The organism is Dongia soli (assembly GCF_034044715.1).
GTDB classification, from domain to species: Bacteria; Pseudomonadota; Alphaproteobacteria; order Dongiales; family Dongiaceae; genus Dongia_B; species Dongia_B soli.
In genome coordinates this window covers 260,716-287,430 of sequence record NZ_JAXCLW010000001.1, presented here as the reverse complement: position 1 = coordinate 287,430, position 26,715 = coordinate 260,716, and the positions used below count along the sequence as shown (strand labels likewise).

At 59.1% G+C, this 26,715-nt stretch carries 26 protein-coding genes; 15 read left to right on the top strand and 11 right to left on the bottom strand.

Annotated elements, in window-relative coordinates:
- Positions 1-30 precede the first annotated feature (30 nt).
- The 3 genes from SMD27_RS01330 to SMD27_RS01320 are packed head-to-tail and all read left to right on the top strand — an operon-like array spanning position 31 to position 3,603.
- A complete protein-coding gene (locus SMD27_RS01330; protein ID WP_320507529.1) occupies positions 31-1,590 on the top strand; it encodes an ABC transporter ATP-binding protein in 1,560 nt (519 codons plus the stop codon).
- Entirely contained in the window at positions 1,590-2,675 is a 1,086-nt protein-coding gene (locus tag SMD27_RS01325; protein WP_320506537.1) for an ABC transporter permease, read from the top strand. The genes SMD27_RS01330 and SMD27_RS01325 overlap by 1 nt, the downstream gene beginning before the upstream one ends.
- Entirely contained in the window at positions 2,665-3,603 is a 939-nt protein-coding gene (locus tag SMD27_RS01320) for an ABC transporter permease (RefSeq protein ID WP_320506536.1), read from the top strand. The genes SMD27_RS01325 and SMD27_RS01320 overlap by 11 nt, the downstream gene beginning before the upstream one ends.
- A gap of 76 nt (positions 3,604-3,679) precedes the next feature.
- Here the strand turns inward: SMD27_RS01320 and hutH are convergent, their stop codons facing one another.
- The 3 genes from hutH to SMD27_RS01305 all read right to left on the bottom strand — a co-directional run bounded on the left by hutH (position 3,680) and on the right by SMD27_RS01305 (position 7,089).
- A complete protein-coding gene (gene hutH, locus SMD27_RS01315; protein ID WP_379990921.1) occupies positions 3,680-5,227 on the bottom strand; it encodes a histidine ammonia-lyase in 1,548 nt (515 codons plus the stop codon).
- A gap of 263 nt (positions 5,228-5,490) precedes the next feature.
- A complete protein-coding gene (locus tag SMD27_RS01310) occupies positions 5,491-6,249 on the bottom strand; it encodes a UTRA domain-containing protein (RefSeq protein WP_320506535.1) in 759 nt (252 codons plus the stop codon).
- 87 nt (positions 6,250-6,336) lie between these two features.
- Positions 6,337-7,089: a FadR/GntR family transcriptional regulator gene (locus SMD27_RS01305; protein WP_320506534.1), complete on the bottom strand. Its 753-nt coding sequence runs from the start codon at positions 7,087-7,089 to the stop codon at positions 6,337-6,339.
- Positions 7,090-7,257: 168 nt separating this feature from the next.
- Here SMD27_RS01305 and SMD27_RS01300 point away from each other — a divergent pair, with 168 nt between their 5' ends.
- From SMD27_RS01300 to SMD27_RS01275, 6 genes are all read left to right on the top strand, one after another.
- The gene (locus SMD27_RS01300; RefSeq protein ID WP_320506533.1) at positions 7,258-8,274 is read left to right on the top strand and encodes an ABC transporter substrate-binding protein; all 1,017 of its coding nucleotides are present in this window, start codon (positions 7,258-7,260) and stop codon (positions 8,272-8,274) included.
- Between the two features lie 39 nt (positions 8,275-8,313).
- Positions 8,314-9,105 carry an ABC transporter permease gene (locus tag SMD27_RS01295; protein WP_320506532.1) on the top strand — a complete coding sequence of 264 codons (792 nt, stop codon included), beginning with the start codon at positions 8,314-8,316 and terminating at the stop codon, positions 9,103-9,105.
- A 70-nt stretch (positions 9,106-9,175) separates the two neighbouring features.
- A complete protein-coding gene (locus SMD27_RS01290; protein WP_320506531.1) occupies positions 9,176-9,943 on the top strand; it encodes an ABC transporter ATP-binding protein in 768 nt (255 codons plus the stop codon).
- 9 nt (positions 9,944-9,952) lie between these two features.
- Positions 9,953-10,708 carry an ABC transporter permease gene (locus tag SMD27_RS01285; RefSeq protein WP_320506530.1) on the top strand — a complete coding sequence of 252 codons (756 nt, stop codon included), beginning with the start codon at positions 9,953-9,955 and terminating at the stop codon, positions 10,706-10,708.
- On the top strand, positions 10,705-10,983 hold the full coding sequence (locus SMD27_RS01280) for a fumarylacetoacetate hydrolase family protein (protein ID WP_320506529.1): 279 nt from the start codon (positions 10,705-10,707) through the stop codon (positions 10,981-10,983). Before SMD27_RS01285 ends, SMD27_RS01280 begins: the two co-directional genes overlap by 4 nt.
- Positions 10,980-11,411: a fumarylacetoacetate hydrolase family protein gene (locus SMD27_RS01275; RefSeq protein WP_320506528.1), complete on the top strand. Its 432-nt coding sequence runs from the start codon at positions 10,980-10,982 to the stop codon at positions 11,409-11,411. Before SMD27_RS01280 ends, SMD27_RS01275 begins: the two co-directional genes overlap by 4 nt.
- Before the next feature lie 5 nt (positions 11,412-11,416).
- On the opposite strand, the gene SMD27_RS01270 is transcribed toward SMD27_RS01275, so the two are convergent.
- The 8 genes from SMD27_RS01270 to SMD27_RS01235 form a co-directional block, all read right to left on the bottom strand.
- The gene (locus SMD27_RS01270; protein ID WP_320506527.1) at positions 11,417-12,595 is read right to left on the bottom strand and encodes an acyltransferase family protein; all 1,179 of its coding nucleotides are present in this window, start codon (positions 12,593-12,595) and stop codon (positions 11,417-11,419) included.
- Positions 12,596-13,054: 459 nt separating this feature from the next.
- The gene (locus SMD27_RS01265; protein WP_320506526.1) at positions 13,055-13,432 is read right to left on the bottom strand and encodes a hypothetical protein; all 378 of its coding nucleotides are present in this window, start codon (positions 13,430-13,432) and stop codon (positions 13,055-13,057) included.
- Positions 13,433-13,952: 520 nt separating this feature from the next.
- A complete protein-coding gene (locus SMD27_RS01260; RefSeq protein ID WP_320506525.1) occupies positions 13,953-14,978 on the bottom strand; it encodes a helix-turn-helix transcriptional regulator in 1,026 nt (341 codons plus the stop codon).
- 968 nt (positions 14,979-15,946) lie between these two features.
- Entirely contained in the window at positions 15,947-17,002 is a 1,056-nt protein-coding gene (locus SMD27_RS01255; protein ID WP_320506524.1) for an ABC transporter substrate-binding protein, read from the bottom strand.
- A gap of 31 nt (positions 17,003-17,033) precedes the next feature.
- Positions 17,034-18,101, bottom strand: a complete 1,068-nt coding sequence (locus SMD27_RS01250) for an ABC transporter ATP-binding protein (RefSeq protein ID WP_320506523.1) — start codon at positions 18,099-18,101, stop codon at positions 17,034-17,036.
- Entirely contained in the window at positions 18,098-18,898 is an 801-nt protein-coding gene (locus tag SMD27_RS01245; RefSeq protein WP_320506522.1) for an ABC transporter permease, read from the bottom strand. The genes SMD27_RS01250 and SMD27_RS01245 overlap by 4 nt, the downstream gene beginning before the upstream one ends.
- The gene (locus SMD27_RS01240; protein WP_320506521.1) at positions 18,895-19,728 is read right to left on the bottom strand and encodes an ABC transporter permease; all 834 of its coding nucleotides are present in this window, start codon (positions 19,726-19,728) and stop codon (positions 18,895-18,897) included. Before SMD27_RS01240 ends, SMD27_RS01245 begins: the two co-directional genes overlap by 4 nt.
- A 1-nt stretch (position 19,729) precedes the next feature.
- Positions 19,730-20,899, bottom strand: a complete 1,170-nt coding sequence (locus SMD27_RS01235; protein WP_320506520.1) for an acyl-CoA dehydrogenase family protein — start codon at positions 20,897-20,899, stop codon at positions 19,730-19,732.
- Positions 20,900-21,388: 489 nt separating this feature from the next.
- On the opposite strand from SMD27_RS01235, the gene SMD27_RS01230 reads away from it, so the two are divergent.
- The 6 genes from SMD27_RS01230 (at position 21,389) to SMD27_RS01205 (ending at position 26,709) form a co-directional block, all read left to right on the top strand.
- Complete coding sequence (locus SMD27_RS01230; protein ID WP_320506519.1) at positions 21,389-22,042, top strand: hypothetical protein; 654 nt, start codon at positions 21,389-21,391, stop codon at positions 22,040-22,042.
- Positions 22,043-22,185: 143 nt separating this feature from the next.
- Positions 22,186-22,941, top strand: a complete 756-nt coding sequence (locus SMD27_RS01225) for an ABC transporter ATP-binding protein (protein WP_320506518.1) — start codon at positions 22,186-22,188, stop codon at positions 22,939-22,941.
- Complete coding sequence (locus SMD27_RS01220) at positions 22,934-23,650, top strand: ABC transporter ATP-binding protein (RefSeq protein ID WP_320506517.1); 717 nt, start codon at positions 22,934-22,936, stop codon at positions 23,648-23,650. The genes SMD27_RS01225 and SMD27_RS01220 overlap by 8 nt, the downstream gene beginning before the upstream one ends.
- 33 nt (positions 23,651-23,683) lie before the next feature.
- Entirely contained in the window at positions 23,684-24,883 is a 1,200-nt protein-coding gene (locus SMD27_RS01215; RefSeq protein ID WP_320506516.1) for an ABC transporter substrate-binding protein, read from the top strand.
- A 15-nt stretch (positions 24,884-24,898) separates the two neighbouring features.
- Positions 24,899-25,783, top strand: a complete 885-nt coding sequence (locus SMD27_RS01210; protein WP_320506515.1) for a branched-chain amino acid ABC transporter permease — start codon at positions 24,899-24,901, stop codon at positions 25,781-25,783.
- Positions 25,780-26,709 carry a branched-chain amino acid ABC transporter permease gene (locus tag SMD27_RS01205; RefSeq protein WP_320506514.1) on the top strand — a complete coding sequence of 310 codons (930 nt, stop codon included), beginning with the start codon at positions 25,780-25,782 and terminating at the stop codon, positions 26,707-26,709. Before SMD27_RS01210 ends, SMD27_RS01205 begins: the two co-directional genes overlap by 4 nt.
- The last annotated feature ends 6 nt before the right edge of the window (positions 26,710-26,715 follow it).

The window sequence follows — 26,715 nt, the reverse complement described above, 5'->3', positions numbered from 1 at the left end:
TATAGGCAGGGCTGGAGACGGGCGGTGAACATGCCCGTTTCCCCGGCTCACGCCGACGCCACCACACCGCGTTTGCACGTGCAGCGCCTGACGAAACGGTTCGGTGCCCTGGTTGCGAATGACGCGGTTTCCCTAACGGTCATGCCCGGCGAATTGCATTGCCTGCTGGGGGAGAATGGTGCCGGGAAATCGACTTTATCCTCCTGCCTCTATGGGCTTTACCGGCCGGATGAAGGCGATATTTATGTCGATGGCAGGGAGATGCGTTTCGCATCGCCGGCCGATGCCATCGCCGCCGGCATCGGTATGGTGCATCAGCATTTCGTGCTGGTGCCGACCTTCACGGTTCTGGAAAACATTATTGTCGGCACCGGCTCCGGTTGGCGGCTGCCGGCAGCCGAGGCGCGACGGAAGGTCGAGGCAATCTGCCAGCGCTTGTCGCTCTCGCTCGATCTCGATGCCGAGGTCGGCGACCTCTCGGTCGGGCAGCAGCAATGGGTGGAAATCGTCAAAGCGCTTTATCTTGGCGCGAGATTGCTGATCCTGGATGAGCCGACAGCGGTTCTGACACCGCAGGAATCCGCTCTGCTTTTCGCCAGCCTACGCAAAATGCTGGCAGATGGTCTCTCGGTCATTCTGATTTCGCATAAGATGAATGAGGTCCTGCAGGCTGACCGCGTGACAGTGTTGCGCCGCGGGCGTGTCGTCGGCTCTGTGCGCACGGCCGATAGCAGCCGCCATGAACTGACCACCATGATGGTGGGGCGCGCTTTGTCGATCGTCGATGCCGGGGAACGCAGCCATGGTGGCGGCACCATTCTCTCTGTGAAGAATGTCTCTTTGCGCGATGCGCGCGGTGTTTCCCTGCTGCGTGACGTCTCGCTTGATTTCCGCGCCGGCGAGATTGTGGGGCTGGCCGGTATTGCCGGTAATGGACAACGGGAATTGTTCGAGGCGATTTGCGGGCTGCGCCCAATTGATGCTGGCGAAATAACGCTCGACGGGCAACGGCTGGATAGTTGCAATCCGCATGAGATCTACCGCATGGGTGTGGGTCATGTACCGGAAGACCGTTTCAAGGACGGCCTGGTGCCAGATTTCTCCATCGCCGAAAATCTCGTTCTCGGCGATCACCGCGAAAAACCTTGGCGGCACGGCCTGACGCTGGACGTTGGCCGTCTGCGCCAGGCGGCGAATGAAGCGATCAAGAATTTCTCAATTGCGTGCAATGGCGCCGAAGCGGTTGTCCGTCGCCTGTCGGGCGGCAACGCGCAGAAAGTCATTTTGGCGCGGGAGCTGGCCCGGGCCTCGCGTGTGCTTCTGTGCAACCAGCCGACGCGTGGCCTCGATGTCGGCGTGATCGAATATGTGCATCGGCAGATTCTGGAAAAACGCGATGCGGGTGCGGCCATCCTGCTTGCCAGCGAGGAGCTGGAAGATCTGATCGCTTTTTGCGACCGCATTGCCGTCATCTTTCGCGGTGAGATCATGGCAGTGTTGCCCGGCCGGCAAGCTGATATCGCCGAAATCGGCCGTCTGATGGCCGGCGGCACGGATGCGCGGGCCGCCGACAAAGGGATGAGCAACTGATGGCAACGACCGCAATCATGGGATACCGGGTCGAGCGGCGATCCACCCGGTCACCTTTGGCCTGGGCGCTGGCGCTCATTCTGGCCGGTGCCTGTGCGCTGCTCGTCTGCGCAGGCCTCTTCATCGCCGCCGGCGCCGATCCTTGGCAGGCTTTCGCGGCCTTGCTCAAAGGCGGCCTCGGCAGCAAGCGGGCCATTGCCGAAACCATGGTCAAGGCGACACCGCTTATCCTGACCGGACTTGCTTGCACCATCGCCTTCCGTGCCCGGCTGTGGAATATCGGCGCGGAGGGGCAGGTCTTTGCCGGCGCCATGTTCGCCTATTGGTGCCAAAGTACCCTTGGCGATGCACCGGCACCTATCCAGATCGCAGCTGTCATCGTCGGCGCCTTGATCGGCGGCGCCCTGCTGGGCGGGCTCGCCGGTATCCTGAAGGCGCGCTTCCAGGTCGATGAGGTGATTTCGACGGTGATGCTGAACTACATCATCGTCTATGCCCTGTCCCTGTTGTTGCAAAATGGGCCCTGGACCGAGGCCGGCAGTTTCTTCGAACAAACGGCGATGGTGCCGGATGCGGCGCAATTACCCATCCTTCTGGCAAAAACGCGCTTGCATCTCGGCTTCCTGTTCGCTCTCATCGTTGCAGCCTTCGTTCATGTCATGCTGCTGCGCTCATCGCTGGGCTACGAGATCCGGGCCGCCGGGTCCAATCTGCGGGCGCTGGAATTCCAGGGCGTGAAGATCACACGACTGATCATTGTCGTGATGGCGATCAGCGGTGCCGTCGCCGGGCTTGCCGGTGCTTTCGAGGTCTATGGCGTGCAACATCGGCTGAAAAGCGGCACGCTCGGTGGCCTCGGCTATACCGGCATCATCATCGCGATCCTGGGACAGCTCCGGCCTATGGGTGTGGTCGCGGCCGCCTTGGTGTTCGGCGTGCTGCTCAATGGCGCGACGTTGATGCAAATCAAATCCGGCGTGCCGTCGGCGCTCATCTATGCGGTCGAGGCGATCATCCTGATGTTCTTCCTGATTGCCTGGGCCGCGAGCGAGTTCCGGCTGCGGAGGTTGCACCATGTGGGGTGACCTGCTCAATCTCGGCATCATCGTCAGTGTCCTCGCCGCCACCATCCGGATCGCGACGCCGATCCTGTTTTCCGCTCTGGGCGAAGTGACCGCAGAGCGGGCCGGGGTCTACAATATGGGGATCGAAGGCACCATGCTGATGGGCGCCTTCATCGGCTGGCTGGCGACATATGAAAGCGGCTCCTCGCTGGTCGGCCTCGTCGCCGCTTTACTCGCCGGTGCCGTGATGAGCCTGATTTTCGCCGTCATGGTGATCAGCCTGAAGATCGACCAGATCGTGACCGGTCTCGCGCTCAATCTGCTGGGATCCGGGCTCTCGACTTATTGGTTGCGTGCGGCCTTTGCGGATATGGAAAAGGTACCCGGCATCAGCGTCCTCCGCACCTCGCCAGTTCCATTGCTGTCAGATATTCGGGTCATTGGCCCGATTCTCTTCAATCAGGGCCTCCTTACCTATCTTGCCTTCCTGCTGGTGCCGGTGATCTGGCTGTTCCTCTTCCGCTCCCGCCTCGGCCTGGAGATCCGCTGCATCGGCGAAAATCCCAAGGCGCTGGATATCAAAGGCCATAGCGTCGCCGCCCGGCAATATGGGGCGGTGATTTTCGGCGGCGCCATGGCCGGGCTGGGCGGGGCCTGCCTGACGATCGCGTCCACGGCGCATTTCGTGCCAGATATGGTCAATGGCCGCGGCTGGCTGGCCTTGGTGATCGTGATTGCCGGCGGCTGGCGGCCAGGCTGGATCCTCGCGGCCGCCTTGTTCTTTTCGTTCCTCGATGCGCTGCAATTGCAGATCCAAGGGGTCGGCATCGCGATCCCCTATCAGATTCTGTTGGCGCTCCCCTATATCGCGGCGATCGTCGCGCTGATGATCCGCCGGCGGGCCAGCCGGGCGCCGGCGATGCTGGGCGTGTCCTATCGCCGGGAATGAGCTGGGCGCAATGCGGAAAAGATAAAGGCGCGCCCAAGATGATCGCGCGGGCGCGCCTTCGCCTTTTATATGTGCTTCAATTGCCGAGGCTGAGCTGTGGAAAGAGATCGCGGCCTGCTGCTTCGAGAACCGCACCCGCCCGAACCAAAGCCGCTGCCGATTCCAGGCTCGGCGCCATGTAACGGTCGTTCTCCAGGAATGCCACTTCCTTGCGCAAGGCGGCGATGACCTGCGCCAGAGGCTTGCTGGTCTGCAAAGGAGCGCGCAGATCGACGCCCTGAGCGGCAGTCAGCAATTCGACACCGACGATGACTGAGAGATTGATGTTCATATCGATCAGGCGCCGCGCCGCGTGGGCCGCCATGGAGACGTGGTCTTCCTGATTGGCGCTGGTCGGCGTGGAATCCACGCTGCAGGGAGCAGCACGCTGCTTATTTTCCGACATCAGCGCCGCGGCCGTGACCTCGGCGATCATGAAACCGGAATTGACGCCAGCAGCAGGACTCAGGAAAGCCGGCAGACCGTAATTGAGTGCGGGATCGACCAGAGTGGCGATGCGGCGTTCCGAAATCGACCCGATCTCCGCAACGGCGAGCGCGATCTGATCGGCGGCGAAGGCGACCGGCTCGGCATGGAAGTTACCGCCGGAGACGATGCTGCCGTCACTGGTCAGGACCAGGGGATTATCGGTTACGGCATTGGCCTCGATCTGCAATGTTGCGCCGACATTGCGCAGGAGGTCGAGGCAGGCACCCATCACCTGCGGCTGGCAGCGCAGGCAATAAGGGTCCTGCACGCGGGTATCGTTGATCCGGTGGGAGTCATTGATGGGAGAGCCTTGGATCAGCGAAAGCAGGGTCTTGCCCGCATCAATCTGGCCGCGATGGCCGCGCAAAGCATGAATCTCCGGCCGGAAGGGGGAGAGAGAGCCCATGGCGGCATCGACGCTAAGCGCGCCCGTCGCCAGCGCCGTACAGGCAAGATCCCATGCATCGAACAGGCCGGCCAGGGCCATGGCGGTCGAACACTGGGTGCCGTTGATCATCGCCAGGCCTTCCTTCGGGCCCAGAATGATGGGGGTGAGGCCGGCGGCGGTCAATGCTCCGCGGCTCGGCATGCGGCGGCCCTGATAGACGGCTTCGCCTTCGCCCAGCATGGTGGCCGTCATATGCGCCAAAGGAGCGAGATCGCCCGACGCACCGACCGAGCCCTGGCCCGGCACCACCGGCAGTATACCGCGCGCCAGCATGTCTTCCAGAAGGGCGATCACCGCCCAGCGCACACCGGAGGCGCCGCGACCCAACGAGATCAGCTTAAGGGCCATCATCAAGCGGACGATGGCGGCAGGCAGCGGCGCACCGACACCGCAGGAATGGGACAGGATGAGATTGCGCTGCAGCAGCTCGGTTTCCGATGGTGCGATGCGCTTATTGGCGAGCTTGCCGAAGCCGGTATTGATGCCATAGACCGGCGCGTCGCCGGTGGCCGCTTCCTGAACCAAGCGGGATGAGGCCTCGACGGCCTCTTTCGCAGCCCGATCAAGCTGCACCTTCGGTGCGTCTCGATAGATCCTGCGAAGATCCGCCAGCGTGACGGATCCTGGCTGCAAGGTGATTCCCACCATTTTCATCTCTCCGGCTGCTTTGTCGTCTTGTGCGGGCTCCCGAGGCAACGGCATGTCCGTATTCTAGCTCGCCCCCGGACGCTATCGGCAATCGGATATTTTGTACAGACAAAATGACGAGTAGAACACACGATGGCTTCGTAAATTCAGCAATAAACTACCTTTCCGACAGATAATGTGCGGTCATTAACTTAGGATCGGCTCGCTTGTGGCGTGAAGTCGGCCGGAAATTAGCCTCGCGACCAACTCAACCTAGGATCAGCTCAGCTTTGCGGCCAATCCTGGCCCGTTTCCAGGTTGAACCTGCCTTTGATGGAAAACCGGTCCCCGGGATAGACCATATGGACAAAGGTGATCGGTTTGCCGCGATGAAAGGTCTGGCGATCGACCACCAGACAGGATGTGCCGAGCCTGACGCCAAGTTTCTGCGCCAGTTCCTCGGTCGCATTGGTCGCCCGGATCGCATGATCGACTTCCGACCAGGGGATATTCAGCAAAAGCCATTTGCTGGGCGGAATATCGGCAAAGGTCTCCTGCTCGATATCGGGGAAGGTGTCGTAATTGATGTAGCGGGTCTCCAACTGCACCGGCAAGCCGTCCGCCAGATGCAGTGTTTGCAGATAAAGCAGCTTGCTGCCGGACGGCAGCGCCGACCAGCGGATGCCGTTCTTGCCATTCCTCACGATCTTCCGTTCCAGGATGCGATATTCGTAGACTTGGCTGCTTTGCTCCAGATCATCAGCCACGTCCCGGAGAGGCAAGACGAAACGCTCCTGGAACTGCCAGGAGACGACGGTGCCGGCGCGCCGGTTGCGCTCGACCAATCCGTGCTTGGCGAGTTCGGTGATGGCTTTATTCACGGTCTGGCGCGAGGTCGAGAAGATATCGGTGAGTTCCGCCTCGGAAGGCAACCTTTCGCCCTGTTTATAGCGACCCTTCAGAATCTGTTCAGTGACGGCACGACCAATCTGCTTGAACAAAGGTCCCTGGCCATCCAGCACGAATTTTGGCGGTTTCTGCATTCTATCGTCGGTCTGCCTGTGATTGCGCCGGAAGGCCATGTGAACGTTATCTGTCGCGGCACAGAATTGGCCGTTTTAGCCGATGGATCAAGCCCGGTTCATCACCGGCTGTTTCGGCTCTGCTGCAGCGCCGCGGGATTTCAGCAGATTCTGCTCGACGCTTTCCAGATGCACCCGCATGGCGGCGGCGGCGCGCTCCATGTCGCGGTCCTCGATCGCTTCCACAATGGCCGCATGTTCGGCGAAACTATGGTGATCGGCATCCGGCTTGACTTTGTTTGCCCGCAACCGGCCCCAGACAACAGCCCGGCGGACCGCATTCAACGTGTCGAGCAAGGCAAGCATCAGCGAGTTCTGGGTTGCTTCGGCGATGATGCGGTGCAGGCGATTATCCCAGGCCTCGTATTGGCGCCAGGTTTGCGCCTGCCTCATCTTGACCAGACAACCGCGCATTTCCGCAATCTGGGCCGACGTCGCCATCAGCGCGGCGACGCGTGTCACTTCCGGTTCCAGGAGCAAACGTGTGCGCATCACTTCGGTCGGATTGGTGCGCCGGGTGATCGCGGCGATATCGGCCATCGTGTCGATCGGCCGGCTGCCAACGAACGTTCCTTTGCCGACATGGCGCCAGAGCTGGCCCTCGGCTTCCAGCACGGCCAGGGCCTTGCGCAATTCGGCGCGGCTGGTGCCCAGTGTCTGGCACAACTCCCGCTCCGGCGGCAGCCGGCTGTCGAGCGGAAGTTGCGACTGCGCGAGATAGGCCCGCAACTGGGTCAGGGCGCCCCCATGCTCTAAGCCTGTTGGTTCAAAGACCGCGTGTTCCGAGGTTGATACCGTCATGTGGTTTAACCAATTCCGTGATTGGTTTGAGACTATCTATTATCCGTCAGGCCCAATCAATAGTATTTTTCCGTTTTGTCGTTGACTCTCGCCTGCAACCAAATATAACCAATTTTAAATTGGTTTGTTCAAGCCCGATAAGAAAGACTCAACCGTAGGGAGGATGGCATGTTCAAACAGGTCAGGAGCATCACGCGTCGCTGTTCCATGGTGGGCATGGCGGCAGCGATTCTCGGCGGGGTAAGTGCCGGCGGGATAACGGGGGCATCGGCCGCCGATCCGGTCCGTGTCGCCTTTGGCGATATCGCCACGGTTGAAACGCTTAATTTCCTCATTGCACTGGAGCGAGCCAAGGCGCGTGGCGTGGACGTGCAGGTCACCTTCTTCAAATCGGAAGATGTCGCCGCCCAGGCCGTGGTGGGGGGTCAGGCGGATATCGGCGTGGGAACACCCTATGCACTCCTGCAAAAGGTGAAGGCGCCGATCCGCATGTTTTTCCAGATGAGTACCCTGCGCTTCTATCCGATCGTGAATACCGAATACTATAAAAGCTGGAAGGATCTGGACGGCCAGGAAGTTGCCGTGCATTCGCGCGGTTCCGGCACCGAAGCCATCATGAAGCTGATGGCCCAGCGCAATGGCATCACCTACAGCAATATCAGTTATATACCGGGCTCCGAAGTCCGCGCCGGTGCGCTGCTTCAGGGGAATGTCAAAGCATCCATCGTGGATGCTGCCGGGCATCGCATGCTCATGGAAAAAGCGCCGGGCAAATTCACCGTTTTGCCGGTCGAAGGTGTCAATGCCACCGACGAAGCGCTTTATGCCAATACCGAGTTTCTGGCGAAGAACGCGGCTTCGATCGATATCCTGGTTGAGGAATTGCTGAAGACCTGGCGCGAGATCAACGCCAAGCCGGCCAGCATCGCCGAACTTCGAAAGCAATATAATCTTCTGGCGGATCTGCCGGCCGATCTCGAACCGGAAGTGGTGCCGTATTACGAGGAATCCGTCGCGGCAGCCACCTTCCCCAGCAATGGCGGCAGCGAGGTATCGGTGAAGGACGATTTCGCCTTCTATGCGCTGGCCGGGCAGCTCCAAGGCGATCCGGCCAGCCTACAGGTGACGGATTTCTGGACTTTCGAGCCGCTGAACCGCGCGCTCGGTAAACTCGGCCGGCAGTAGGGGCGGCCGATGGAAGCCAGGTTTGATGGAACGGCTGGAGTGTCACGAGTACCAGCGATCGCCGATGCCGAACCCGGCCATGGCGGATCGCTGCTCTGGTGGCGCCTGGCCTCGATCGCCCTGCTTTGCGGCGCCTGGGAAGTCGCCGGGCGAATCCCCATCAACCTGGCTTTTCCACCCTTTTCCGATCGTATCGCCGCCTTTTGGGAGATGCTGTCAGACGGCTCCCTGGTGAAAGCCTATTTCTCTACCCTGCAGCCATTGGTGATTGGCGTTCTCGCTTCCGCTGTTATCGGCGTTTCGGCCGGAATCGCCATGGGCCTGCGCAAGAGCGTGGAGTGGGTCGGCGCGCCGGCCTTCATTGTGCTGCAAGCAGCGCCGGTGGCGGCACTGATCCCTATGATCACCTTTGTCTATGGCATCGGGCTCACGGCAAAGACGCTGGCCGTTTGCATCCTGGCGCTGCCGGTCATTGCGCTGAACAGCTACAAGGCGGTCAGCAACGTCAATCCATCACTGGTCGCCATGTGCCGCTCTTTTCTTGGATCAGGGCCGCAGCAAATCTGGAAGATCATCATTCCCGATGCCAGCCCGGTCATCTTCGCCGGCCTGCGGCTGGGTATCTCTGCCGGTTTCGTCGGCGTCATCCTGGCGGAATTGCTGATCACACCGACCGGTGTTGGCGATCTCATCACCTATCACCGATCGGTGGCGAATTATGCGCATATGTATGCCGTCATCGCCTCAATCATCGTTTTTTCGGCCATGACGCTCGCTGTCCTCCAGCGTGTTGAAACCACCTTGTTCCGGCCGGAAAAGAGAGGGGAGTGACATGATTTCCGCACGACGCATGACGACAACAGATATGAGAGTGGTTGAGCCAGATCGGTCGGGAGAGGTCATGACGCAGGTCGATAACATCGTCGAGGTGCGGCGGATCAACAAGGTCTATCCCGGCGGGCTTCTTGCGCTGCAGGATATCGATCTCGGCTTCCCACGCGGCGCCCTGACCACGTTGCTGGGTCCCAGCGGCTGCGGCAAGACCACGTTGCTGAAGATTATCGCTGGCCTGCTGGACGCAACTTCCGGAGAGATCTGGGTCAATGGCGATGTTGTTGCAGGTCCGGGGCCGGAACGCGCTTTCGTCTTCCAGGATTTCGCCCTGATGCCTTGGGCGACCGTGTTGCGCAACGCGGCCTTCGGGTTGGAACTGCGCGGCATGCCAAAACGGCAGCGGGAGCAGATTGCGCGCGATTACATCGCCCAGGTGGGGCTGACCGGGTTCGAGAACAAATATCCGCATGAGCTTTCCGGCGGCATGCGCCAGCGAGTCGGTCTCGCCCGCGCCTTGGCGGTCAATGCCGATGTCCTGCTGCTGGACGAACCGTTCTCTGCCGTTGACGAACAGACCCGCCGCAAATTCCAGGAAGACTTGCTGCGCTTGCGCGGGATCGAAAACAAGACCTTCATCTTCGTGACGCATAGTATCGAAGAGGCGGTCTATGTCTCCGACCAGATTATCCTGTTGTCGCCACGGCCGGGCCGCGTGTCGCAGATCGTCGCGCCGAAGATCGACCGGTCCGGCACGCCCGATGAAATCCGCCGCGACCGCCAATATCTCGATACGGTCGAAGAGATCTGGCAGGGTCTGCGGCTATATGTCGATTGAGGCGGCACGATGACACTATTCGGCATTCGTATTCCGATGATGGCATCGCTCCTGCTGTGGTGCATCGCCTGGGAAATCATCGGCCGGTCGGGCGTTCTAATGCTGGTGCCGCCCTTCAGCGGCGTCCTCGCCAGTCTGGGTGACTTGCTGAATTCGGCAAAATTCTACAGCGCCACCTGGACAACGCTCAGATGTTTCGCCATGGGCATGGCCTTCGCAGTCCTCGTCGGGATATCGCTGGGAGTCTTGATGGGACGGGTGAAGGCGGCCGACAATCTGATCGGCATGTGGGTCAACGTCTTCGTCAGCGCCCCCCTTTCCGCCCTGATCCCGGTCTTGATGATCGTTTTCGGCATGGGTGAAGCAACGATCATCGTCGCCGTCTTCCTGTTCGCCGTCTGGATCATCGCGCTCGATACCCGTGCCGGCGTCAAACATGTGGCGCCCTCCTTGATCGAGATGGCCAAGTCTTTCGGGGGCAAGCGGATCGATATCTACGCCAAGATCATCCTCTGGGCAGCCTTACCGGAAATCCTGGCCGGCATCCGGCTTGGCCTGATCCGTGGTGTCAAAGGTGTGGTGATCGGGCAGTTGCTGGTCTCGATCATCGGCTATGGCGAATTGTTCGAACTCTATTCCCGGAACTTCCTGATGGAGGAGTTCTGGGCCCTGACCATTCTGCTCTTCGCGTTCGCGATGCTGTTGGCAGAGGGAATGGAGCTGCTTGAAAAACGCGTCGAGTATTATGCAGGAGCAAGGCAATGACCGTGATGAATACCCGTACCGATTACCTCTTTACGCCGCCGGCCAATCCGGTCTTGCCGATCCGTGGCTCCAGCAAGGTCTTCCCAGTGCATCGGATCTATTGCGTCGGGCGGAATTATACCGAGCATGCGATTGAGATGGGGCATGATCCAAATCGTGAAGCGCCGTTCTTCTTTCAAAAAAATCCGGATAGCCTTGTGCTGTCGGGTGGTGACTTCCCGTATCCGGACAAATCGGGTGATGTTCATCACGAACTTGAAATGGTCGTAGCTTGAAATCCGGTGGAAAGGATATTCCCGCCGAGAAGGCCCTCGACCATGTCTTTGGCTATGCCGTCGGGCTCGATATGACGCGGCGTGACCTGCAGGGCGAGGCGAAGAAGGCCGGCCGGCCTTGGGAAGTCGGCAAGGCTTTCGAATATGCAGCACCCTGTTCCGAAATCGTCCCCGCGAGCGAGATCGGCCATCCCAGCAAGGGGAAGGTCTGGCTGAAAGTCAATGACACCCTCAAGCAAGAGGGCGATCTTAATCAATTGATTTGGAAAGTGCCGGAAATGATCAGCTATCTCTCCGGCCTCTTCGTGCTGCAGGCCGGCGATCTGATCTATTCCGGGACGCCTGCCGGCGTCGGTCCAGTGAAGCGCGGTGATGCTTTGGTAGGCGGTGTCGATGGCATCGGCGAGCTTCGGGTCCGCGTCGTTTAGGGAAGTTAGCTCGCTCGTCTCAGCGCATAAAGCCGCAGATTGCTGGCTTTGGCCGCGATACGGATGGCCGGCCGTTCGACGAGCCGGTGGAAAATTGCGGCCGCTAAGCCGGAACCGATCAGCACCAGGAGGCTCGCAACGACGGCGGCGGCCCAATGTGGCCAATGACGGCTCATCGCGATATAGGCTGAGCCGCCGACCGACCACAAAAGTGGAACATGGAGAAGATAGAGCCCGAAAGAGATACGCCCGAGGAACAAGGAGGGCGGCCGCGACAGGAAATCCTGCGCGCTGCGAGACAGAATGAGGCCGCCGACGATCAGAAGCGACCGGGCGGTCCATTGGCTCAGGTGGCCGGCCGGATCGGCGATCTCGCCGAGGCGCTGCATAAAGACGGGTAAATGCAGATCCAGCACCGGGTAGACGCAAGTCGCCAGAAAGATCATGCCGAGACCGGTGATGTCGCGCAGCATTCGATAGTGCTCTTCCTGGTCATCGCGAGTTGACAGATGACGCAGATCGCTGATCGCGACGCTGATGGCGAAGAGGGCACAGAAATTCAACAACCAGGCCGGTGTCGCAATCAGCGCAGCACCTGCGAGCGCGCAGGCCGCGAGCCGGGCGAAGCCGCTGCGCACAAAGAGGCAGAGAGCGAATACCAGAATGGAGCCGAGAAACTCGACGCGTATGGTCCAGAGTACCGGATCATGCAATGGCGTGTTCGGGCCGATGAAAGCGCCTAAGATCGCCTCGTGCAATACTTCCAGCAGATCAGGCCGATAACCGGGCGGAAACAGATCTTCGATCCAGCCCGACCCGGTCAAGCGACCGGTTTCAACCGTGCGATCGCCGAGCAGCGCGAAGAGCGTGAGGACCAGGATGCCGGCGGCGATGATGGGCAGACTGAGACGTAGCCAGCGTTTCAAGATCAGGCTCGTCAGGCCGGTTACAGGATTGGTAACTTCTGTTCGCTTGAGACCCTCGCTCAGCACGATCCCCGAAAGAATAAAGAAGATGGCGACAGCGAGCGGTCCGTCTGCCAAAAAGGAGAAGGGCCCGAGGATAGGCGAGATCGCATCTTTTTGTCCCTGCAGCTCAGGGGCGAAGGTCAATTCCAGATGATGCAGGACGACGACAAGCGCTGCCCAACCGCGCAACCCATCGAAATAATGCAGGCGGCGCATAGGCAGCTCCCTCGTACCGGCTCCATGTCAGATTATTGCGGCCTGCAGAATAGCGCGACAGCTCGCCGCACCGCTTCCGACCGCTCGAGATGTGAACGCTTTTGCACAAAGGCAGTTTCACGCAGACACGTGCTCGTGAATGAGAGCGCCGGATGCAAAGACCGTTTGACGGATCTGGAATCACAGCATTGGGAGATCGTACTTTCGCCCAAGCGCCATGATCGAATCTCTAACGATCATCGCGTGCCTCGCAAAAGAGGAGGAAGCCGGCGACGTGGTACTCATGACCTGGCGCGGCATCCTGGCCCTTGGGGGTATGCCATTGCGGATGCTGGAAGCCAGATGCATGAGTACCACCGCGGGATCGATCTCGTGATCGTCCCACCTCGGCCGGCAGGCGGTCGAAACCTGCCGACAGCTCGCCGGAACCTCCGCGAGGTCAGATTGTGCTGGGCTCGTTCATTGCCCGAGATTCACCTCGCCGACCGCTGCCCCCGATATTGCCTGATGCGGAATGCTCGCCGTGCCGGAAGTCGTGGAGACATTGGCTGCGCCCGAATTGTCGCGGACGTCACCGGTCGCCGCATTGCCGGAAAAGACAGGGATAGCCAAACCGGCGAGATCGAGGTCGACGGTGGTCGCGCTCAGGCTTTGATAGGAAACCCCATCGTTTCGGCCGTTGTAGGATTCACTATACACATCGCCGAAAGCATGCGCGGTGCTGTTGACCACGGTGTTGTTATCATCCGAAAACACATTCTTCGGATTCCCCGAGGCCCCCGACGCGCCCAACACACCCAGTGCCAGTGCCGACGCTCCGATTAAAAGCTTCGTCATGGTCTCCTCCCGATTTACGAAGCCAGCACGACGCAGGCCGGCTGTACGATGAGCCGCCGTTTTTATCCTGCGGCTTCTATGGCTCAGCGACCCGAGTATGAAACCATCAATCGAAGAGATGCGTCATCACTCAAACAAATGAGGTAATAGAAATTTGCATTATCGCTTCTTACTTGAAGCATCTTCCGATTTGATCATGGCAATTTGCGGTGCGCGCGGCCGATATGGGCGATCGGGCAGGTGTTTTCGCCGCCGATCGGAAGGGAGACTATAGCTTTCGATGAAGACGTCCGGGGTTCGGGAGTGCAAGGGGATGTTAAATGCCATGACCGTCCCGGCGTGATGCTCCTGGTTCCCCTTGGGATAAAGAGGATACAGCGCTGCGTAAGCGTTGCATGGACAGGCGACGGTCCTTAGCCGGAATCGGAATCCACGGCAGATAAGAAGCCAGCAGAGCTTGCTGACTGCCGGTTTTCTGGGAGTCGGCCAGCGACAACTGCGTGCGCTAGCGTCTGAATGGCTAGGGGGCGCGAATAGCGACGAGCGCGCGAAGCAACAGATGCACCAGATCTGCTTGGCGTTCGACGCCGGTTTTTTCAAATATGTGTCTGAGGTGAGTCCGCACAGTGTTCAGGCTGACATCGAGCTGCTCGGCGATATCATCCAAATGTGTCCCGTTCGCGATTAATCCCGCGACCCGCGCTTCGGCAGCAGTCAAACGGAATAACCGGCAAAGCGCCTGATCGTCGATCTGCACCTTTTGGTCGGGGCTCAAAATGAAGAAAACCGTGTGCATCCGGTCTTGGCCTTCGGCCAAAATATCCCAGGTCAGTAAGAAGAAATGTTGTTCGCCCATATTGGGCGGCAGCGTCAAGACGTGAGGTCGCGTCCCCTTTCCGCCAGGGCGTCCTGTCTTGGCGCGTGACAAGATATAGGTCTGCATATGCCGCAGCAAGGATCTGGCTTCATTAACGGCACGCCGCGCGTTTTCGTTCATGGACAAGCATGTCGCATGTTCGTCGAAGAAAATGATCCCGAGCGGAAGGCGATCGAGCAGCGTCGCCGCAGTGTTCACGCCGGCAGAGAGACGGTCGATCAGAAGGTGGAGATGAAGGCTTCGGGCGATATGCGGCAGCAGCGGCTGGAGCTGAAGTTCATCAGCCATGGAAAAACCGGGTTCATGCCGGCAGCCAACAGCAATGTAGCGCAACGCGCCGTCATGACGACTGCAGAGCCCGATAAGGGCCTGCGTCATGCCCAGGTCGTGGAACAAGCAAGGCTGGTCGATTGACATCGCCGTGACTGAAGGCGTTTCCAGCGTCAGAAGGTGCTGAAGCGTCGCGATCGGCAAGGCAGACCGCATCGAATTCTCTTTCGATGCTACCGGCATATCGGCCTTACCATCGGCATCTGCCGCCGGCTGAGTGCTTTCGCCCGCCTGAAGGTGAAAGGCATGAAGATGGTCCGCTTCGTCGCCGGATGCGAAGGTCGCGATCGTCGCCACTTTGCCATGCAATAAAGGCGTGACATGACCGAGAAAACGCATCCAATTCTGCGGCGCGCCGGTCACATCATATAGACTGCTCAGCAAGTCCCCGCTGTCATCGCTCCCAGCGGCATGATTTTGCTGATCTTCCTGGCGTTCCGGGACCTCTATCAAATCGCGCTTGAACAGGACGCTACGCATGAGTCACCCCCATCTGTGCGCTACCGAACCGCCTGAGCATGCAAGCCATCCCTCTCGCATCCCTGTCTTGCCGCCTGTCGATGGAACTCAACGAACCCCCAATGGTAATCTTCGACCTATGGTGTAGTAACTCTAACTGGAATATAGAGGCTTGCAAATAGGAAGCCATCCCGGAAACCACGTTCGCTCCGCCCGGAAACGAAAGATGTCCCTGTCCTACAAGGATTATCGTCGGGCGTTGGTGACGGGATGATGAAAAACCGCTGAGCAGGGCCGCAAGAAATTTGCATGCGATTAAAAGTAGCTCAACAGCAGCTAAAAAATTATATCTCGTAATAAGAGCGCCGAGAATAACGACGATGGCCTGGCAATCAAAGTCAATTAAATGTGGACGCCGTCACTCTAATAGACGCTTTTAAGAATTTTCCGGCCATATCTCGACTACAGTCCGGCTGGAAAATTTTGTTATCTCACACACCCATATGACCAAGGCTCATAAGCCCGTCAGCTCCCTGGCTAGCTGACGGTTGAACCAGTGCAACCCGCTGTTCAAACGGAAAGCGCAGGTGCCGGCTCGTTCGGCGTCGAGCATGAAAAGGTTCTCGCAGAGGACCAAATACAGGGAGGGATGACATTATATTTCGATCGAGCAACGCTAAAAAGAGGATGCCGTGGACCGCGCCACCTCTTGCCGATGCTTCATATCCTAGCTCAAGGTGTGGTTCGCTCGATCAGCGTGCCCAATTCTATAAATTGCGTCTAACGCGGCTAGGACCTCGCGCGGCCTTTTGTTGCCACGCGAGGACCGTAGCGTATCAAGCGGGCTTTTATCCCAGCATGAGCTGGTTCCAGCTCTCCTCGTAATCGCGAGAGTATTTCTCGGCTTCTTCCTCATTCAGGATGAGCATGTTCTTGATATTTTCGGGGGCCATCACGAGGATTTTCTGCGTGTCTGCATCGGCTTTAGCGGCAGCATCGGCTAAAACCGGCCCGTAAGTCTTAAGTGAGAGAAGCTTGCTTTGTGGTTCAACCTCCAGAGCATAATTGATGAGTTCATGAGCCACGTCACGATAGGGCGTACCTTTTGGAATCACCCACCAATTCGCCCAGGCAATACCGTCATTATAGGTATAGCCGATAGGGGCGCCTTCGGCGGTGGCGGCAAGGACGCGTCCGCTCCAAGCGGACGACAAAGCGAGCTCTCCCGTCGACAGCAACTGCGGCGGCTGCGCGCCTGATCCCCACCAGACCGAGACGTTCGGTTTGAGTTCTTTGACTTTGGCCAAGGCCATCTCAGCCTTTTCCTTCGTCACGGGAAACACCTCGTCCCGCTTCACGCCGGCCGCGAGCATGGCTGCTTCGTAATTATAGTAGAAATATTTGTAGAGACCTCGCGGACCGGGGAAGCGTTTTACATCCCAGAAATCAGCCCAGGATTGCGGCCCGGCATCCGCTGGGAAAGCTTTGGTCGACCAGGCGAAGATGGTCGCGCCGGTGGAGGTGGCGATTCCGTGGGAGGCCACGAATTGGGACGGGAGTGTTTTGGCATTCGGAATCTTGTTCATGTCCAGGACATCCAGGAAACCGTCGCGCGCACCTTGCCAGACGGTCCGGCCGCCAACATCGACCAGATCCCATTCCACGTTGCCGGCCTGGACCATGGCCTTGATCTTGGCGGTCTCCGTCGGCGAGGTGTTGTTGATGGTTATGCCTTTCATCGCGGCAAACGGATCCATGAAGGATGACTTCTCGGATGCCGACAAAGCACCGCCCCAAGATGTAAAGGTGAAAGGCCGATCAGCTCTCGCCCATTTCGGCAGCCCGGCCAGACCGAGTGCCGCACCTGCCCCTAACCCCGCCAACAAAAAATCACGCCTCTGCATGGCTTCCTCCCATTCTTGAAATTGTCGGTTATTAGGCTATCGGCACGACGCGTAGATGCTCGTCCTGCCAGTTCACGTGAATTGTTGCACCGCGCGCGACCGTTTCTCCGGTTAGTTGGCGTAGCCATAACCGTTCGCCCGCCGGCAATTCTAGCCGGAGCGCCGTCAACTCACCGAGATAGACGACTTCCATCACCATGGCTTCAACGGGACCGGCGTCATCCAGAAACAGATGTTCCGGTCGCATTAATAGGCGGGTGGTTTCGCCTGGCGTGAGCCGCGCGGGGGCGAGCGCCGAGACATGCCGGCGCAAGGCCGGCACTTCAACCTCTGCCCGACCGGCCTCTTGCGATACGAGCCGGGCCTCCAGCAGATTTGATTCACCGATGAAGCTGGCGACAAAGCTGTTCGCGGGATTGGCGTAAAGGTCGGCAACCTTGCCTATCTGCTCAATGCGGCCGTTGCGCATGACCGCCACCCGGTCCGACAGGATCAAGGCTTCCTCCTGATCATGCGTGACATAGAGAGTGGTCCGGCGGTGTTCTTCATGCAGCCGGCGCAGTTCAAGCTGTACGTTGCGGCGAAGCTGCCGATCAAGCGCGCCCAGCGGCTCATCCATCAGCAGGACATCCGGCTCGATGACCAGGGCCCGCGCCAAAGCGACCCGCTGCTGCTGGCCCCCTGAGAGATTCTGGATCGGCCGGGCGCCATAGCCGGCAAGCTCCACCAATTGCAGGGCAGCCTCGACACGCCGGGCAATTTCCGCTGCCGGCCGGCGGCGAACGGTCAGACCATAGCCGACATTTTCGGCGACCGTCATATGCGGAAACAAGGCGTAGCTTTGAAAGACCATGCCTATATTGCGATGCCGGGCGGGGAGGCGTGTGACATCGCGTGAGCCGATCCACAGGCTGCCGCCGCTCGGCTCGGCATAACCGGCAATAAGATTGAGCAATGTGGTCTTGCCGGAACCGGAGGGGCCGAGCAGGGTCAGGAATTCGCCCGCTTCGACGGAGAGGTCGGTCGGCTGCAGGGCAACCATCTCTCCATACGACTTGGTGGCGCCATCGAAACGCAAAGCCTGGCCAATGCCACTCATACCGTTACTCCATTGCGCTTGGCGCCGATCACTCGGGCGAGGATGAATAGGATCCCGGCGAGGAGAATCATCAGCGTCGCCGCGACGGCCACGACCGGCGTGAATTCGAGGCGGATCGATTCCCAGATCTTGACCGGCAAGGTCTTCGCGCCATAGCCAGCCATGAAGACGGCAATGACGACTTCATCGAAGGAAGTGATGAAGGCGAAGACAGCGCCGCCCACCAGGCCCGGCCTGATATTGGGCAGGGTGATGGTGCGGAAGATGGTCCAGGGGGTGGCGCCGAGCCCGGCTGCCGCCTGCAGCCAGCGTGAATCGACGCCACGCAGCGAGATGCCGATATTAATGACGACGAAAGGCAAGGCGAGAGCAGCGTGGCTGAGCGCCATGCCGATCCGTGTGCCATTCAGGCCAATATCGAGTGCGGTTCGATAGATGGCGACGGCGCTGACGATGACCGGCACGATCATCGGCGCCAGGAAAAGACCTGTCATCACAGCCCGCAGCCGTTGTGGCAGGCGCTGCAATCCGATCGCGGCCGGCGTACCGGCAATCAAGGCAATCAGCGTCGCGAGCACAGCGACCTGAACGCTGACCCAGAGGGCGCTCTGCCATTCGGTATCCCGGAAAAACGCTTCATACCAGCGCCACGACCATGCGGTTGGCGGGATCGTAATGAAGCTGGCCTGATTGAACGATGTCGGAATGACCGCCAGGATCGGCAGGACCAGAAACGCAATCACGAGATTAGCGCCGGCATAAGCGATCCATCGCAGCCGGGGAGATAACTGGCTCATTTCGCAAACATGCCCTTGTCGAGCGGCAGAAGCCGCATAGCCAGTCCCATCAGGACGAGAACGATTGCCAGCAGGATGATGGAGCCAGCGGCAGCGAGCGACCAGGCGAGGCGGTCGGTGACGAAGCTGGAAATCAGCATCGACAACGTCATGGCGTTCGCCCCACCCAACAGCGCCGGGGTGATAAAGAATCCAAGACACAGCAGAAAGACGAAGGTGCCGCCGCCGAAGAGGCCGGGCAGGCTGAGTGGCAGATAAACCCGACGAAAGGTATCGAATGGCGCGGCCCCGAGGCCGTCGCTCGCCTGTAGCAGCCGCCGGTCGATGCGATTCATCGCCGAGAACAGCGGCAGGACCGCATAGGGAAGGAGCACATGCGTCATGCCGATCAGGACACCGGTTTCGTTGAACAACAAGGCGAGTGGCTGATTGGTGACGCCGAGCCCCATCAGCAAACGATTGATCGGCCCATTGCGTTCCAGCAGCAGCATCCAGGAGAAGGTGCGGACCAGGACCGATATCCAGAAGGGAAACAGCACGCCGTACAGCATCAGCATGAAACCGATGCCTTTAAGGCGCGTCAGCACATAAGCGACTGGCCAAGCGAGAACGAGCGTCAGCAGCGTGACAATGGTGGCGACCAGGAGGGTATTGATCAGCACCCGCTGATAGACATTGCTGGAGAGCAGGGTCCATAGGCTTTCGGCGCCGCCTGCCTCTCCGGTGAAGGCCAGTGACAGCAGGCGGCAAAGCGGCGCGACGAACCATAGTAGAAGAAAAGCGGTCGCCGGAAGGATCAGGAGGAGGGCGTTAAGACGGTCACCCCGCACGTCACACCCATCCGGCGTAAGTCTCGAAACCGCGCTTGCGAATCTGTCCGGCGATGACCAAACGCTGGATTTCTGATGTGCCCTCCCAGATCCGGTCGACGCGGATATCGCGGTATAGGCGTTCCACCGGGTTTTCCCGCATATATCCGCGGCCCCCCAGAATCTGCAAAGCCTTATCGATCACCCGGCCTGCCATTTCCGAACAATACAGCTTCAAGGCGCTGGCACGGGCGTGGACCAGTTTCCGGTCGAGCTTCCGGTCGATCTCCCAGGCAACGCGGTAAAGCATGGTCTTCGCGGCGAATATTTCCACCGCCATATCTGCCAGCATGAAATCGATCGCCTGGAAATCGCGGATCGGCCGGCCGAATTGGACGCGATTGGCGGCATAGTCGTTGGCGATCTCGGCGGCCCGAATGGCAGCGCCGACGGTGTGCGAGGCGATCTGCAAGCGCGCTTCCACGAACCAATCCTTGGTCAGCTCGAAGCCTTGCCCGATCTCGCCCAGCACCTTATCGGCGCCGAGTTCGACATTCTCAAAACGCAGCTCGGCGTGATCGAAGGCAAAGTTATGCATGAATTTCGGCGAGCGGAGATGCACCAAACCGGCCGCCGGCTTGTCAACCAGAAACAGGGTTGGCTTATCGGGGTCGCCATCGACATGGGCGTGCGCGATGATAAAATCCGACGCATTGTAGGATGTGACGAACCACTTTTCCCCGTTCAACACCCAGCGATCGCCCTTGCGCGTCGCGCTCATTTCAACCTGCCGAGGATCGGAGCCGGCATTTTCTTCGGTGATGGCGAAGCAGCCGCGACGCTCGCCATGGCAAGCGGGTTGGAGATAGGCGCGCTTCTGTGCTTCGGTGCCGAATTTGAGGCTAACCGGTGGCCGCCAGACGCAGCTCCACAGGCCATTGGTGACCCGTCCAAGTTGTTCCTCGATGACGGTTTGCTCCAGCATCGTCAGCCCGAGGCCGCCATCTTCCTTGCTGTGATTGATGCCGGCGAAACCCCAATCGCGCACTTGCTGGCGAACAGCGGCGCGCCGATCCATCGGCAATTCGCCATGCTCATCGACCGCCAGCTCAAGCGGAATGAGCACTTGATCGCAGAAGTCGCGGGCTTTCACAGAAAGAGCTTTTTCCTGCGGCGATAGTTCAAGATCCATTCACATCCCCTGGTCACGATTATCGAGCGACAACCGATGGCACTCGAGCAAAAGCACGCAGACTTAGGGAAAGCGCGAAAGACACCGACTGACGCGGCCGGGTGGTGCGTCTGTCGCTCCCCTGAGCATATGCTCTTATGGCTCGGTCGAAACCGGCTTTCGATGAAGTTAAAAGTTTCGGCAAAGCGTGACACGTCGCTTAATTGTCAGTTGGATATGATGCGGAGGAATGCTGCAACGCGGCACAGGGCTTTTGCGACCATATTCTGAGGGACCAAAAGATGCCAGGGCGTCGTTTTTCCCATGGGTTAGCTTCTCTTGGACTTCTTCGCGTCCAGCCGATCCAGGCCGAGCCATGACTTGATGGAATGAGATGACGCGCCCGACCAGAGGTCCTTATGCCGAATTGGTGATTTCCATCGAACGGCTTGAGCGGAACCATCTCCGGCTGCCCCGTTTTAATTAAAAACAATTGTGGAGCGTAATGTCATGAGCCGTTCAATTCTCCTTGCGAGCTTGCTGCTAGTTGCGCCCCTGCTGCCGGCGGCGGCGCTGGCCCAAACCGGTGATACGACAACACCGACAATCACACCGACCACCAGCACGCTTCAGCCAAGCGGGACGGCCGGCAGCGGGACACCGAAAACCTTTCCGCCGGTCTCCGATTGCGCCGCTTTGGAACCGGCTGCGCGTACGGCCTGTGAAAGCCGCCGCCAACGCGCGGCCAAGGAAAGCCAAAACTACAATCCGGCATTGGATGCAAGCGGTCCAGGTGGTGGAACCGCGCCTGGCGCGTCGAGCGGAGGCGTTACCGGTACACTGCCAAGTACGAGCGGCGTCGGCAATTCGATGGGAACGCGCAATACGCTGAACAACAGCTCAGTTCCAAACACCCGGGGTGTCGGGAATCCAAATGCCGTCGGGAATCCAAATGCCGGGACCCCAAATGAAAGTGGCACCGGCATCTGCACCTCACCTGGCTCCACAGCGCCGCAATCGGGCTCTTCGGGCATTGGTGGCTCCAGCATCGGCGGCTCCAGCTCGGGCTCCAGTATGGGCGGCTCGGGCGGTAGCTCCGGCAGCAGCGGCTCGAGCGGTGGCAGCTCCGGCGGCGGGGGCGGCGGAGGCGGAGGCGGCAGCTGATGGCGAGCTGAACAGTGCTTTGCTTTCGACCTTGCCTCTCGACGTATGTCGCATGTTTTCATAAGCTCTGATTGTTCCGGAGAAGGACGGCAGGCCAACCAAGCAGATACGACGATGTGACCTGATCGGGGGAGGTGCATGGGATGGAGGCGGAGCCGATACTCGCCACGCGAAATCTGACGATCGCATTCGGCGGTTTTCGCGCGGTCGATGGTGTCAGCCTGATAATCAAACAAGGCACCATTCATGCGCTGATCGGTCCCAACGGTGCAGGAAAGACCACTTGCTTCAATCTTCTGACGAAATTTCTCGCCCCAACCAGCGGTTCGATTATCTATAAGGGCCGGGATATCACGTCATTGCGGGCGGCGGATATTGCCAGGCTGGGTATCGTCCGATCTTTTCAAATTTCCGCGGTCTTTCCTCATTTGACGGTCTTGGAAAATGTCCGCATCGCGTTGCAGCGCCAGCGCGGGGCTTCCTTCGATTTTTGGCGGTCTGAGCGAGCCCTCAAGGCGTTCGACAAACCGGCAATGGTATTGCTCGAAGATGTTGGCCTGGAGGATTTTGCGGGTCTGCCGGCCGGTCAGCTGCCCTATGGCCGTAAACGGGCTCTTGAAGTTGCGACAACCCTGGCTTTGGACCCTGACATGCTGTTGCTGGACGAACCGCTCGCTGGCATGGGACATGAGGATATCCAGCGGATGGCAGCCCTCATCCGCCACGTCGCGGCAAACCGCACCATTCTGATGGTCGAACATAATCTCTCGGTCGTTGCCGCCTTATCAGACCGGATCAGCGTTCTTGCCCGCGGACGCCTACTGGCTGAAGGCGATTATGCCTCAATCTCACAGGATCCCCAGGTGATCGAAGCTTATCTCGGAACCGGCCATGGGTGATGTCGCGTCGCATTCGTTGCTGCGAGTCGAGGGGCTGGACGCCTGGTATGGTGAATCACATGTCCTCCATGGGCTCGGTTTCGAGGTGCGCGATGGTGAGGTCGTAACATTGCTGGGCCGCAACGGCGCAGGCAAGACGACGACGCTACGCGCGATCATCGGCATTCTGCGCCAGCGGGAAGGATCGATTCAATTCGCTGGTCATGAAATCATCCGGGCATCGTCGGATGCCATCGCCCGTCTCGGCATCGGCTACTGCCCCGAGGAACGGGGCATTTTCGCGAGCCTGTCGGTGCGGGAGAATCTCCTATTGCCGCCGGTCATCCGCCCAGGCGGGCTTTCGCTCGACCAAATCTTCGCGCTCTTTCCGAATTTGCGGGAGCGTGTCGATAGCCAGGGGACCAAGCTGTCAGGCGGTGAACAGCAGATGCTGGCGATCGCGCGCATCCTGCGGACCGGTGCCCGGCTGTTGCTGCTTGACGAGCCGACAGAGGGCCTGGCGCCGGTCATCATCAAGCAGATCGGGCGGACCATTCATGAGCTGAAGCGGCAAGGCTTTACCATCGTTCTGGTTGAGCAAAATTTCCGCTTCGCCGCACAACTCGCCGACCGCCATTACATTGTCGAACAGGGGCGGGTGGTGGATATGATCGAGAATGCAGTGCTGGACCGGAATATCGACAAATTACACGCATATCTGGGAGTCTGAGATCTAGCGGCCCAATAAACAGGGAGGATTGGCATGAAATTGAGTGCGATCTTGTTAGCCGGCCTTTTTGCCGGCGCATTTACGACGGGTGCTCGCGCCGAGATAGATGTCAAAATCGGCATTCTCAATGATCGCTCCGGCGTCTATGCCGATCTCTCTGGCGAAGGTTCCGTCATCGCCGCCCGCATGGCCGTTGAAGATTTCAAAGCGACAGATAAGGGGATCAGGGTGAATATCGTCTCAGCCGATCACCAGAATAAGCCCGATGTGGGGTCGAGCATTGCGCGGCAATGGTATGATCAGGAGGGTGTCGATGCCATTTTCGACGTGCCCACATCCTCGGTCGCCCTTGCGGTTTCACAAGTGACACGCGAGAAGAACAAGATCTTCATCGATTCCGGGGCAGGTGCCGCGGATCTGACCGGGAAGCAATGCTCGCCCAATACGATTCATTGGACCTATGATACCTGGGCCCTCGCCAACGGCACGGGCGGTGCCATGGTGAAGCAAGGCGGCGACACCTGGTTCTTCATCACGGCGGATTATGCCTTCGGCCATGCGCTGGAGCGCGACACGACGGCACTTGTGGAAAAGTCCGGCGGTAAGGTGCTCGGCTCGGTCAAGCATCCCTTTCCCGGTAGCGACTTTTCATCCTTTCTGTTGCAGGCGCAAGCCTCCGGCGCCAAGGTGATCGGTCTAGCCAATGCCGGCGGTGACACCATCAACACCATCAAGCAGGCGGCGGAATTCGGCATTACCCAGGGCGGCCAGAAGCTCGCCGGATTGCTCATTTTCATCACTGATATCCACGCGCTCGGTCTGCAAGTGGCTCAGGGGCTGGTACTCACCGAGGCGTTTTATTGGGATTTGAATGACGCGACGCGGGCCTGGTCCAAGCGTTTCGCCGAAAGAAGCGACGGAAAGATGCCGAGCATGGTCCATGCAGGCGTCTATGCGAGTGTCCTGCATTATCTCAAAGCGATCGAGGCGACCAACAGCAAGGATGCGTCGGTCGTCATGGCGAAAATGAAAGAGATGCCAACCGATGATCCGCTATTCGGCAAGGGGCAGGTCAGAATCGATGGCCGTGTCACCCACGACATGTATCTCTTTGAAGTGAAGAAGCCCGAGGAATCGAAGGGAGACTGGGATTACTACAAACTGCTGGCGACCATTCCTGCCGCAGAGGCCTTCCGACCGCTCAATGAAGGCGGATGCCCGCTCGTCAAGTAACACTCGACAAAGCGCATGTTCACGATTCTCGGCATCCCATCCCAGGCCTTGTTCGGTCAGCTCCTTCTGGGGCTGATCAACGGCTCGTTCTATGCCTTGCTCAGTCTGGGATTGGCGATCATTTTCGGCTTGCTGAACATCATCAACTTCGCTCACGGGGCGCAGTATATGATGGGAGCCTTTCTGACCTGGATGCTGCTGAGCTATTTTGGGGTCGGCTATTGGTGGGCATTGCTGCTGGTGCCGGTTCTGGTGGGCATATTCGGCCTGGTGCTGGAGCGTCTGTTGATTTCCCGGCTGCATCACCTCGACCATCTTTATGGCCTGCTTCTGACTTTCGGCCTCGCCTTGATCATTCAGGGGCTATTCCGCATCCGATATGGTGTGTCGGGTCTGCCTTACGGAATCCCGCTGACCTTGGCCGGCGGTCAGAATCTAGGCTTCATGTTCCTGCCGAATTACCGGCTTTGGGTGATCCTGCTATCGCTATCGGTCTGCCTCGCTACGTGGCTGGTCGAGAAGACCAAGCTTGGCGCCTATCTGCGGGCCGCAACCGAGAATCCGACCTTGGTTCAGGCTTTCGGTATTAATGTTCCGCGTCTGATCACACTCACCTATGGCGGTGGCGTCGGGCTGGCCGCCCTCGCCGGTGTCATGGCGGCACCCATCTATTCGGTCAATCCCAATATGGGCGCCGACATGATCATCACCGTTTTCGCTGTCGTGGTGATCGGTGGCATGGGATCGATTGCAGGGTCCATCGTGACGGGCTTTGCCCTCGGCTTGATCGAAGGATTGACCAAGCTCCTTTATCCCGAAGCATCCTCGACCGTTATCTTCATCATCATGGCCATCGTCCTGCTGTTGAAGCCGGCTGGTCTCTTTGGGAGGCGCGTGTGACGAGATATACGCGCAGCTTCCTCATTCTAATCGCTTTGCTGGTGATTGGGCCTCACATTCTCTATCCGATATTCCTGATGAAGGTGCTGTGCTTCGCGCTTTTCGCCTGCGCCTTCAACCTCCTGCTCGGCTATGGCGGTCTGCTCTCATTCGGTCATGCCGCGTATTTCGGCATGGCGAGCTACGTCTGTGCCCATGCCGCGAAGATCTGGGGATGGCCGCCGGAACTGTGTATTCTTTTGGGCACATCTGCAGCCGCTCTACTTGGCCTGATCTTTGGCGCTTTAGCTATCCGTCGTCAGGGAATTTATTTTGCCATGATCACCCTGGCTCTGGCGCAGATGATCTATTTCTTTGCCCTGCAAGCAGGCTTCACCGGCGGCGAAGATGGCATTCAATCTGTTCCGCGCGGCAATCTTTTCGGCGTTATCAACCTCGCCAATGATCTGGCGCTTTATCATGTCGTGGCGTTGATTTTTCTCGGCGGATTCTGGATGATTTTCCGCATTGTCCATTCACCCTTCGGCCAGGTGTTGAAAGCCATTCGCGATAACGAATCAAGGGCGATCTCCCTGGGATATCGTGCGTCGCAATACAAATTGCTGGTTTTCGTCCTGTCGGCCGCGCTGGCTGGTTTGGCGGGCGCCACCAAGGTGATCGTTTTCCAGCTGGCATCGCTGACCGATGTGCATTGGATGATGTCGGGCGAGGTCATCCTGATCGTGCTGGTCGGCGGCATGGGAACGATTTTGGGGCCGGTCGTCGGTGCCTTTGTTATCGTCGCCATGGAAAATTATCTGGCGCCCTTGGGTGCCTGGGTGACGGTCATCCAGGGCCTGGTCTTCGTCGTCTGTGTCTTGCTGTTCCGACAGGGCATCGTCGGCCTTTTCCAGCGCCATCCTGCGAGATTGAAGAAATCCACTTGATGATAG